This window comes from Pilimelia columellifera subsp. columellifera, from assembly GCF_039532605.1.
Lineage (GTDB): Bacteria > Actinomycetota > Actinomycetes > Mycobacteriales > Micromonosporaceae > Pilimelia > Pilimelia columellifera.
Map to the genome: position 1 here is coordinate 141,721 of NZ_BAAARY010000010.1, position 12,490 is coordinate 154,210.

Sequence of the window (12,490 nt, forward strand, 5' to 3'; positions counted from 1 at the left end):
CCTCCTTCCCGGGTCCGGGCCCGGCTCAGGCATGCTGACGACGTGAGCGCGCCTGATCCCAGGTCCCCGGCGGACCCTACGCCTGACCCCGGGCTGCCCGCCGACGAGCCGGCCGACGACGACCGGCCCGCCGCCGACCGCCCGCTGCGCTACGGCTGGACCACCGGCGCCTGCGCCACCGCCGCGACCGCCGCCGCCTACACGGCGCTGCTCACCGGGACGTTCCCCGACCCGGTGACGATCACCCTGCCGAAGGGTCAGACCCCGGCGTTCGCACTCGCCGTCGAGAACCTCAGCGTCGGCGCCGCCATGGCCGGCATCATCAAGGACGCCGGCGACGATCCGGACGTCACCCACGGCGCCCTCATCCGCTCGACGGTCCGCCGCGCCGACCCTGGCGCCGGTGTGGTCTTCGTCGCCGGACCCGGTGTCGGCACCGTCACCAAACCCGGGCTGCCGTTGGCCGTCGGCGAGCCGGCGATCAACCCGGTGCCACGGCAGCTGATGCGTGAGGTGGTCGCGGCGCTCGCCGCCGCGCACGGCGACCCCGGGGACGTCGTCGTGGAGATCTCCGTCGACCACGGCGCCGAGCTGGCCGAACGGACCTGGAACCCACGTCTGGGCATCCTCGGCGGCCTCTCCATCCTCGGCACCACCGGCATCGTGGTGCCGTACTCCTGCTCAGCCTGGATCGACAGCATCCGTCGCGGCATCGACGTCGCCCGTGCGACCGGCCACCAGCACGTCGCCGGCTGCACCGGCAGCACTTCCGAACGGGTGGCGATGGAGCTGTACGGCCTGCCCGCCGACGCGATGCTCGACATGGGCGACTTCGCCGGCGCCGTCCTCAAATACCTGCGGCGGCACCCCGTCCCGCGGCTCACCATCGCCGGCGGCGTCGGCAAGCTCGCCAAACTCGCCGACGGTCATCTCGACCTGCACTCCAAAAGGTCGCAGGTGGACTTCTGCTTCCTGGCCGGCCTGGTCGCCGGCGCCGGCGGGAACGACGCCCTGGTCGACCGGGTGCGGACGGCCAACACTGCGCTTGACGCGCTGACGGTGTGTCAGGCCGTAGGGCTGCCGCTCGGCGATCTCATCGCCAACGGGGCACTCCGGACAGCTGTCGACACCCTCGGGGACGCGCCAGTGGCCATTGACATCGTGGTCATCGACCGTGCCGGCGCCGTGGTCGGCCGCGCCTGACCGGCGTCCGAACCGAGGCCCGATTCTCTACCGACCACCCGCGGTGAGAAGGTCAGCCGGAAATATCGCCGGCCGGGCCTTCTCATCGCGGCGTACGTAGGTCAGCCGCGCCCGGCAGGGATCCGGAACTTTCTTCCCTCGAACGGCTTTCCGCCGCGGAGTCCCGCGCCGGAGGCCTTGTACCACAGTCGCAGGTCGTTGTCGGTGGTGAGGAACAGCACGCCCCAGCTCTCGACGCCGTTGACGGCGAGGTTGCTGAGAGTGACGTCCGTCGCTGCGCGTTCGCCCGCCGGGTTCACTCGCGCCCACGCCTTCCACTGCCCGGATCCGGCCGCGGTCTCCGTGGCTTGAAACACCCCGCCGTCCTCGGTCCGCGCGACCACCGTCACCGTGCTGTCGGAGCCATCGATCACCGCCGCGGGCGACCCGACCGTTGTCAGGTTCCCCAACGGCTCCCACTTCTGGGGGAAGGCGCCATCCTGGTGCTGCAACTGGGAGACGATCGATCCGCCGGCCGTCCGGGCGAACACGCGCAGGCGTGGCCCGGGCATGCTGACCGCTGCCGGCCGCCCGGTGAACCCGTCGCCGCCGAGGCTGGACCAGGCGCCGATCGACTGGCTCTGGTAGCGGGCGCTGTGCACAGTGCCCGTAACGTCGATCCCGACCAGTTCCACCGAACCGTCGGCCCGGGCCACCGCCTGCGGCGTCACCGCCAGTTTCGGCGAGTCAAGCTCGATCCACGGCAGGAGCATCCCGTCGGGGCTGCCTTCCTGCTCACGAGCCCGGAGCCGACCGTTCTCGCCGACGCCGAACATCGCAAGACGACCGTCAACCAGTCGCACCGACGCCGTGGCCGAGGCCAGTTCGCCTCCCATCGACGTCGGCGCCTTGAACTGCGGGCTGCCCTCGGCTGTCTGTGTCATCTCGTAGACGTTGCCGTTGCGGCTGTGCCCGTAGACCGACAGGATGCCCTTGGCGTCCGGCACGATCGCCGGAGTGTCAGCGAAAGCCTGCTCGCCGGAGATGGTGCTCCACTGCGCCGCGGAGCCGCTGATCTTCGCGTGCCGGATGAAGCCCGCGTTGTCAGTCACGGCGATGTCGAGTTCGCTGGCCTTCGGCGCCCGGTAGGCGGCGATCCTGCTCCCCACGCGTTGGGGCACGTTAACATCTGGAACGTTGGGAAGATCATCGGAGCAGGTGTCGGTCACTGCGGCAATATCCGAATGCTCGACTCCGAAGCCGCTGCCGACCACCACCTTGGCCACCGGCCAGCCTTGTTTAACTGGATCATACCGGTAATGCATTACTCGTCCGTTGTCTTCAAGGCCGAAAAGTGTGCCGCCTCCGGCGCTCACCAGCCCGCGTTTGAAGACCCCCCAGCCCGAGCCGACGGTGCGGTCGCGAACCAGCCACCGCTGCCCATCGATGTCGTAACGGTGCCACGAAGTCACACCTTCCGGCGTCCGGGCCACTAAGACCCCCGGGGCAACCGCCGTCACCGCGTCGTACTTGTCCCACCCTGTCGCGAGCACCTGGCCGTAGATCGTCCACTTCTTGGCCGCCTCGTCATACCGGTAGTGCCGGAGCGGACCTTTGGTGTCGATCAGGTAGATGTCCCCGCGAGAATCCACAGTGATCCGGTTACGGTGCGCCTCTTTCGCGTAGGTTTGGAAGCTCGCGGACATGTTGACCCGCTGCTCGGTCCACTGCGTGCCAGACCACCGGTAGCGGAACAGGCCATCGGTCGGATGCACCGCATAGAGTCGACCACCCGGCCCGCCGAACAGGTTTCCGAACTTGTCCCAACCGACGCCGCTCAGCGTGAATGAGCCCATCGCAGCTTCGGTGGTCCCCGGCGCGGACACTGAATAGACACGGAGCCGGGTGGCGCCGTCAGCTTCCTTGACCGGAAGAAAGATCGTCCCAGAACCAGTGCACTTGACCGCCGCCTGGCTTCCCGCCCGCTCCGACGCGACCGCCGCCGGGACGCTCAATGACCCGGTGACCACTGCCGTGGCGGCGACCACCGCGACCGCCCCACGAGAACTTGCCCTCTTCAGCAACTTTCCTCCCCGACTCCACAACAGCCCAGCCGGGTCACACCTGAGCCGGCCGGTCCTCAACCTACGTAAGTACACTCCACAGAGCCGGTTCAGCGCAGCCCCTGATCCACTGTGCCTGATTTGCCCGACAATGACTAGCCTCGATGGATGTCCATAATCCGCGTCTTCGCGGGCCATCAAGATTGTGATGGTTCGGGCGGGCTCGGCTGTGATGGGTTGGGTTGCGGGTATTGACGGTTGCTTTTCTCGTCTGAGACCCTGCCCGGTGTCGCTGGTCCACAGGAGAGACACGGGGGTGTGCTGGTGCCTGGATCCTCGCGCCTGCGTCTGGATCGTTTCCTTGCTATGCCTCCCGGCGCGAGCGCCCTACGCCGCCATGCTCTGGCGGCGCTGGCGTTGATCCTGGTGGTCAACCTTGGCACGCCTGGTGTCGCTGTCGCGTCCGCGGCGGTCCGGCCGGAGGTCGGCGAGCGGTTGCATCGGCCGAATGCGAAGCCGGTGCAGCGATGGGGGTCGGCTGAGGGGTTGAGCCATCTCACCGGGACGGGCGCCAACGGGCATCTGCCGCGTTCGACTCGTTCGCGGTTCCCCCTGCGGCCGGGCAAGGCGGTGCGGGGTGCGAACGGCGCGAGTTTCGTGACGGTTGGCGAGCAGCCGGTGGCAGGGTATGTGGAGGGTGCCAGCGTCGAGTTGCCGCAGGGGCGGGCTCCGGGTCTTCGGTTGTTCCAGAATCCGGACGGGACGCTGACCAGCGAGTTCGCCGTCGATCCGGATGTGGCCGGGGCCGGACCGAGCGAGGCGATGTACGTCCATGGCGAGTCTTCGGTCGCCGGTGGCGACTATCTGTATGTCGGCCGTGGGCCCAAAGACCGCGACCGTCCGAGTGAGGTCGGTCCCGGTTCGGCTGCGACGTATCTGAAGTTCGGCACGATCGGCAGTTCCTTGAAGGACCACACCATTCTGGGCGCGCAGTTGGCGGCGGTGCAGGCGTTCGGGCCGAGCTGCCAGGCCCGCCCGATGACTGTCCATCCGGTGACAGCCGCGTGGTCGGCCGGTGGCGGCTACGCGTGGCCCGGGCCGGCGGTCGGCAGATCGCTGGCGAGTAGATCGTTCAACCGCGGTTTCGTCGGGCACGGTCAGAGCCAGTCGTCGTGTCCGGCCGGGATGGAGGCGATCAACCTCGGAGCCGCCGGCACGAAGTTGGTGCAGGGCTGGGCGAACGGCGGGGCGAACAACGGCCTGTCGCTGCGGGCCGCGACCGATGCCGCCAGTTGGAAGGTGCTGGCTGGGTCGGGCACGGCCAACAGGCCGAAGCTGTATGTGACCCACTCGCCCTACAACGCCGGGTACGCGATCCCGGACCCGCGACCGAACCCGGAGGTGACCCAGGCCAAGGCCGGCAAGGTCAAGGTGACGGTCACCAACCGCAGCGCGGCGGAGTGGACGGTCGGCGCCTACTACCTGGCGTACCGGATATTTGACGCCAAGTCGCACAAGCCGGTTGGGCAGCAGCGTTCGGCGGCGTTGCCTGGCCCGGTGGCGGTCGGCAGGTCGGTGACGTTGGACGCCACGATTCAGGCGTTACCGCCGGGGGCGTACCTCATCGATTTCTCGATGGTGTATAAGGGCAAATTCTTCACCGACTATCAGGTGCCGCCTGGCCGGTTGACGTTGCATGTGTTCGACAAGCCGGCGGACGTGCGCGAGGCGTTTCCACCAAATGGCTACTCAGCTTCGGTGTTGACTCCTACGCTGCTGGTCCAGGCGACCGATCCGGACGCGCTGCCGAACACTGCTTTGCAGTACAAGTTCGAGTTGTGTGACAACGACGATGCCGGCAAGCCGGTCCCGGCCACCTGCGTGTGGACCCCGTACTCGACCGCCTCGATGTGGACCGTGCCGGTCGGGCGGATGAAGTGGAGCAAGAGTTACACCTGGTCGGCGGTAGTGAAGGACACCGCCGCGGAGGTGCCGCTGGGCCGCTCCATGATCAGCACGGCCGTGCCGCAGCCGGCGGTGATATCGAAGCTGGCCGGGGCGCCGCAAGCGGCGCAGGGCCGGGAGTTCGACGCCCAGGTCGGAAACGTGACGTTCACCGCGGTGGACGCCACTCTGGCCAGCGCGGGCCCGGACGCCAACATCGTGCGGACCTACAACAGTCTGGATCCGCGCCGCGATGGCGCCTTCGGCGCCGGGTGGGTGAGCCGGTTCGATATGCGGCTCACCGAGGACGCTGACGGCTCCGGTAACCGGGTGGTCACGTATCCGGATGGGCAGGCGGTGCGGTTCGGCAAGAATCCGGACGGCACGTTCGCCGCGCCGTCGGGGCGGGTGGCCAGACTGTGGTTGGACGCGGCGAGGGGTTGGTCGCTCAAGGACCGGTCGGGGACGACTTACCGTTTCGGAGTGGCTGGCCGGTTGCTGGAGGTGGAGGATCGGCGGAGTCGTCGGCTACAGATCCTCGCTTCGCCGGCGGCCGGGAACATGCCGGACAGGCTGCGGGTGCTCGGTTCGGACGGCAAGCCGGTTCGGACCCTGTCGATTGAGGCGGACGGGAAGCGGATCAACAAGATCGCCACCGAGCTCGTCGACGGGGTGGCGTTGACCTGGACGTACCACTACGAGGGTGACCTGCTCCGCCGGGTGTGCGGTCCGGCGCCTGATCAGTGCGCCAGTTACGAGTACGGCGAGGGCAGCCACTACCGGACCGCCGTGCACGACGCCCGGCCGGAGTCACACTGGCGGTTGGGCGAGCCGGTCGGTGCGCAGGGCGCGGGTAGCGATGTCGGGATCAACCTCGGCAAGGACGCCGGCACCAGCAAGGACGTCACCTTCGGGGTGGACGGGGCAGTGGTCGGCAGCAGCAACAAGGCGGCGAAGTTCAACGGCCAGACGTCGGTGGTCAAGCTGCCGATGGGGGCGTTGAAGAAGTCCCGAAACGCGGCCGTGGAGCTGTGGTTCAAGTTGGATGGCAGCGCCAATCCTGGGCCGCTGCTGGCTTACCAGAACGCGGCGTTCGGCTCGGGAAAAGTGACCCAGGGTGTGCCGATCCTGTACGTGGATCGGCAGGGGTTCGTTCAGGGGCAGTTCGCGACCGGCAAGGTCGAGCCCATCCGGGCGCCGGTACATATCCGCGATGGCAAATGGCACCATGTGGTGCTGTCGGCGATGGATGGTGTGCAGACGCTCTACCTCGACGGGGTCAAGCGCGGTGAGTTGAAGGCCACCACGGACGCGTCGACGCTCGACCACGCCCAGATCGGCGCCGGCGAGGCGACCGGGGCGTGGCCGGAGTGGTTCGGCGCCGGGCCGCGTTCCTTCGGCGGCACGATCGACGAGGTGGCGCTGTACCTGCAGCCGCTGACGCCGGAGACGGTGGCGGCCCACCACGCGCTTGGACAACGGCCGGCCCATCGGCTCACCCGTTATACGTTGCCCAGCGGCCGGGTCGCGGCCGAGGTGGACTATGACGCCAACACCGATCGTGTGGCCGAGTACACCGACGGTCATGGCGGAACCTGGGAGATCGGTCGTCCGACGGTCTACGGAGACGCCTCTGACCTGCGTCGGAGCGTGCAGGTGCTGGACCCGCGCGATCACCCGTACCTGTATGAGTACGACGCGCTGAGCGGGCAGATGCTGCGGTCGGGCACGCCGTTGGGGATCACCGCGGTCAATGACGACCCGAGCCCGAATCCGTCGCCGACCGACCCGGGGGAGGTGTGCACCAAGCCGGATCCGGGTGATCCGACTTTCTGCACCGAGATCCCGACCACCGGTGGCGGGCCGGTTTTCGTCAGGCATCCGCTCAAAGGCATGGCCATCCGTTCGTTCGAGTACGACCCGCTGACCGGACAGATGCGCAAGGTGGTGAACGAAAGCGGCTTCACCGTCGAGCTGGGGTACGACAAGCGTGGGAACGTGACGACCCGACGTACCTGCCGGACGCTGCAACCGGCAGGAGGGTTCGGGGAATGCTCCACGGTGTATTCGACCTTCCCGGCGCAGGCTACCGATCCGTTCGACCCGTTGTCAGAGTTGGTGACCGAGAGCCGTGACGGGCGGTCGGCCAGCCCGACCGACGGCGCCTTCTTGACCAAGTTGGTCTACACGCCGTTCGGGGAGACCCAGACGCAGACCGGCCCGGACGGCGCGACGGTCAAGCATGACTACACGATCGGTTTCACCCCATCGGTCGACGGCAATTACACCTCGGCCGGGTTGATCGACCGGACCGTGGACGCCAACGGCAAGGCGACGAAGTACGAGTACTTCCGCACCAACGACCTGGCCCGGGTCACCCAGCCGACCGGGCTGGTGACCGAGTACACCTACGACGTGCTCGGCCGACGTCTGACCGAGAAAGTGATCTCGGATTCGTATCCGGGAGGGGCGGTCACCAGCTACACGTATGACCGGAGCGGGCGGGTCACAGCGACGACGGGCCCAGTCACCCGCAACGCTGTGACGGGCGCCGAGCACCAGTTGCGGACCGTTTACGAGTACGACGCCGACGGCAACCTCACGGCGACGATCGAGTCGGACGTGAAGTCCGACGCCGCGCAGCGGGTCACCCGGGTTGAGTACGACGAGCACGGCAACCCGGTCAGGGTGACTGATGCTGAGGGCGGCGAGACGACGCGGTCCTTCGACCGGTTCGGCAACAAGGTGACCGAGGTCGATGCGAGCGGCAACCGGCACGACTACCGGTACACGGCGGCGCAGAAGATCGCCGAGGTCCGGTTGCGTGACTACACCGGCGATCCGGCGGGAGCGCCGCGCGCCGCAGACGGCGATCTGGTGTTGCATTCCTATTCGTACGACTACGCCGGCCGGTTGGCCAGCGACACCGACGCGATGGGTAGGCGGCTGGAGTACCAGTACTATGGCGATGACCTGCTGCACCGGATCGTGTTGAAGGGCATGGTCATTCCTGGTTGTGACAAGCCGAACCCGGCGGACTGCCGGCGTGACTACGTGGTGGAGGAGAACCGGTACGACGCCGCCGGGCACCTCACTCAGCGGGTCACAGCCAACGGTATGCGGACCGAGAAGTTCGAGGTCGATCCCGGCGGACGAATGCGCACGTCGGTCGAGGATCCGGGAAACCTGCGGCGCGAGGCGCGGTTCGTGCGCGACGCCAACGGCAATGTCGTGCGAACGAACAACTACGGTTTGCCGTCCAACCTGCCGGGTTTCGCGCAGGCTTTCGAGAACGACCAGGTCGAGTTCGACTACGACGCTGGTGGTCGGGTGACCGAGGAACGGACGCGCGACACGCTCAGCAAGAACGCGCGAATCACCAGGCACCGCTACGACCAGCGGGGATTGTTGCTGGCGACCACCGATCCGCGGGGCACGACCGCCGGGGCGGACCCGGACGCCTACACCACCAGCTCCGGGTATGACGAGTTGGAGCGTCGGGTGAGCGTTACGCTGCCGGATGTCGAGGTGGAGTCGGGCAGCGCGGAGGCCGGTCCGAAGCCGGCCCGCGCGCAGGCCCGGTCGCTGTACGGCTATGACGCGTTCGGCGACCCGGTGGCGGTGAAGGACCCGCGTGGCAACGTCAGCCGGTCTGAGCACGACCGTTTGGGGCGGCCGGTCGCACAGCACGCCCCGGCCTACACGCCTCCGGGAGCGGACAAGCCGATCACGCCGGTGTCGCGTACGGCCTATGACGCGATGGGCAACGTCCTCGCGGTCACCGACCCGGCCGGAGCGGTGACGCGGATGAGTTACGACCAGCTCAACCGGCTGGTCACCAAGGACCTGCCGGGCGGCGACGAGGGCGCGCGCGCGGTGTGGCGCTATACCTACTACCGCACCGGCGAGGTGCGATCGGTGACCGATCCGACCGGGGCGGTCGTGGAGTCCACCTATGACGAGTTGGACCGGCTGACTTCGGTCACCCAGGTGGAGCGGCGACCAGTGCCGGACAATTTCACCACGACGATGAGGTACGACGACGCTGGCAACCTCACCAGCACGGTGTCGCCGAGCGGCGCGGTCACCGTCCACGCCTACGACAGCGTCGGTGACCGGACCTCCACCCGTGACCCGCACGGGGTGGTCACCAAGTTCGGGTACGACTACACCGGCCGGTTGGTCCGCACCGAGGACGGGCTCGGCCGGGTCGCAGGCTCCCGGTACGACAAGTTCGGGCAGCAGAGCGAGCAGTACAGTGGACGGCCGGTCGCCGGCAGCAACGATGAGGTGCTGCGTAAGCAGACCTACGAGCACGACGCGGCCGGGAACCTGATAGCCGCAGTCGACCCGTACGGCACCCGCACCACCTACGCCTACGATGCGCTCAACCGGTTGGCCCGGCAGGTGGAGCCGGTGAGCGATGACAAATCGGTCACCACCTCGTTCGGTTACGACATCGCCGGCAACAGGGTCCGCTACACCGACGGGCGGGGCCACCACACCTTCACCACGGTCAACAGCTGGAACATGCCGGAGTCGGTGGTCGAGCCGCGCACCGACCGGCACCCGGAGTTGGCACAGCGCACCTGGACCGTGGCCTATGACGCCCGGGCGTTGCCGCAGCGGCTGGCCGCCCCCGGCGGGGTGGCGCGTCACCGCACCTACGACCAGGCGGGTCGGCTGCGGGGGGAGTCCGGGTCCGGCGCCCAGACACCTGCCGCCGAGCGCAGGCTCGACTACGACCCGGCCGGCCGGCTGGTGGGCGCCACCGGCCCTTCCGGCGCGAACACATTCCGCTACAACGACCGCGGGGCGCTCATCGGCGCGGACGGACCGGCGGGGAAGGCGTCGTTCACTTTCGACGGCGACGGGAACCTGACCGCCCGCACCGACCGGACCGGGACCGCGACGTTCGGCTACGACAAGGGCCGGTTGAGCCTCGTCGCCGACGCGGCCACCCGCACCGTTCAGCAGCTGCGTTATGACCGGGCCGGCTCCCTGGAACGGATCGACTACGGCGCCGGTCGGGTTCGTTCCTTCGCCTACGACAAGTTCGGCCAACTCGAGACCGACACCCTGGCCAACAGCGGGGGCGGCACCGCCGCGTCGATCACCTACGCCTATGACCTCAACGGACACCTGACCGGTAAGAAGACCGCAGGGCTCGCTGATGCCGGCGAGAACAGCTACGCCTACGACCTGGCCGGTCGGCTGGCGAGCTGGACCGGGCCGAAGGGCAAAGTCGAGTACGACTGGGACGCGTCCGGCAACCGGGTCCGCGCCGGGCCGAAGACCGCCAAGTACGACGAGCGTAACCGTCTGCTTTCCGACGGCGACTACACCTACGACTACACCGAACGAGGAACGCTGGCCTCCCGGACCAGCTCCGGACTGGCCGAGCCGTACTCGTTCGACGCATTCGACCGGTTGGTCACAGCCGGGGACCAACGCTATGTCTACGACGGGCTGGACCGCGTCGCCAGCCGCAACGATGTGGCGTTCAGCTACGCCGGACTCAGTGACGAACCGGTCGGCGACGGCGAGCAGCAGTACGCCCGCGGCCCCGCCGACGAACTGCTGGCCGTGGTACAGGGTGGTCAGTCCCGGCTGACCTTGGCCGACGGCCACGACGACGTCGTCGCCACACTGGACCCAGCCGACGAGAAACTCACCACAGTCACCGCTTCCACCAGCTTCGACCCGTTCGGTCAGGTCACTGCCCGCAGCGGCGACACCGGCCGGATCGGTTTCCAGGGAGACTGGACCGACCCGGGCACCGGCCAGGTGAACATGGGCGCCCGCTGGTACCAGCCCGGCACCGGCGCCTTCGTCTCCCGCGACAGCGCCAACTACGCCGGCGGCGACTCCATTCTCGCCAACCGCTACACCTACGGCGCCGGCGCCCCGCTTGACTTCAACGACCCCGACGGTCACTGGCCCGGGTTCGTCGACCGCGCCAAGCGGGCGGTCGGCAACATGGTCAACGGCGCCGTGAACACCGTTCGACACACCGCCGCCACCCTGGTCAAGTCCGCGGTGCGGTACGCCTACTCCGCAATCAAGACAGTCGCCAACTGGGTCTCCGACGGCGCCAAGTGGCTGTACAACAAGGCCAAAGCCGGCGTCAACTGGGTGGTCAACAAGGTCAGTCAAGGCTGGCAGGCGTTGAAGTCCGGCTACCAGTGGGCAAAAGAACGCGCTATGGCCGCAGCCAAAGCCGCCTACCAAGAAGCCCGCCAGATCACCCAGAACGCCAAAGCCGCCATCGAGCACGCGGTCAAACACACCGTCCTGCCAGTGCTCAATGCGGTGACCAAACCATTGCTCAGTGGCCTCAAAGTCGTCGTCTCCGCCGCGGCGAAACTACCCGCAGCGGTCGTCTCAGTCGCCCGCCAAGCGGTCGCCGACCCAGGCAAGTTCCTCGAGAACATGTACCAACAGGCCGCCGAAGCCGCCGGCACAGTGATCGAGAACGTCTCCAACGCCGCCCAGGCCGTCGGCCAGTTCGTCGCCGACAACAAGGCCGCGATCATCGGCGCCGTGGCAGGCGTCGCCGTCGGCATCGGCTGCGGATTCGCCATCGGTTGGACCGGCGTCGGCGCCGTCGCCTGCGGGGCACTCGCCGGTGCTGTCGGCTCGGCGGTCACCGGGGCGATGAACGGCGAACGCGGCATGGACCTTCTCAAAACCACCGTCACCGGAGCCCTGATCGGCGGTATCACCGCTGGCCTCGGCTCCCTCGCCGCGACCGGCCTCAAAGCCGGCTTCGGCGCCGTCGTCGGCGGCGCCGGTCTACGCGGCGGCGCGAACGCAGCCCGCAGCGCCGTCGGCGGGGAGGCCCGCGATATCGCCGCCGGCCGCCTCACCGGCGGCGCGGCGCGGGGACGCGGCTGCAACAGCTTCGCCCCGGCCACGGCAGTGTTGATGGCCGACAAAACCACCAGGCCCATCGCCGACGTCAAGGTCGGCGAACTGGTCCTTGCCACCGACCCCACCACCGGACGCACCGAGAAGCGCGAAGTCACCGACGTCATCGTCGGCGACGGTGACAAGACCCTGGTCGAAATATCCATCGCTACCGCGGACGCACAAACCCGCGGCGCCGACAATGCCGCGGCCGGCAGCGGCAATGCTGCGGAAACAGATTCGATTACCGCTACCGACGGTCACGAGTTCTGGGTGGTCGGCCTCGACGAATGGGTAAGACCGTGTGTCATTTGGGGTTGTTGCAGCGCCTGGTCGTTCGTTGAGCTGGTGTGGATGATGTTCAGAAGTACTGCCCCGAACCGTTGTGGCAG

The 12,490-nt window shown here is 68.1% G+C and carries 3 protein-coding genes; 2 read left to right on the forward strand and 1 reads right to left on the reverse strand.

What is annotated here, in order from left to right; genetic code table 11:
• The first annotated feature begins 42 nt into the window (after positions 1 to 42).
• Positions 43 to 1,203 carry a cobalt-precorrin-5B (C(1))-methyltransferase gene (locus ABD287_RS12430; RefSeq protein WP_344172445.1) on the forward strand — a complete coding sequence of 387 codons (1,161 nt, stop codon included), beginning with the start codon at positions 43 to 45 and terminating at the stop codon, positions 1,201 to 1,203.
• 101 nt (positions 1,204 to 1,304) lie between these two features.
• Here ABD287_RS12430 and ABD287_RS12435 read toward each other — a convergent pair whose 3' ends face one another.
• The gene (locus tag ABD287_RS12435; protein ID WP_344172447.1) at positions 1,305 to 3,266 is read right to left on the reverse strand and encodes a tachylectin-related carbohydrate-binding protein; all 1,962 of its coding nucleotides are present in this window, start codon (positions 3,264 to 3,266) and stop codon (positions 1,305 to 1,307) included.
• Positions 3,267 to 3,611: 345 nt separating this feature from the next.
• Between ABD287_RS12435 and ABD287_RS12440 the strand changes: the two genes are divergently transcribed.
• The coding region (locus tag ABD287_RS12440; protein WP_344172449.1) for a LamG-like jellyroll fold domain-containing protein at positions 3,612 to 12,490 on the forward strand (8,879 nt) is incomplete at its 3' end.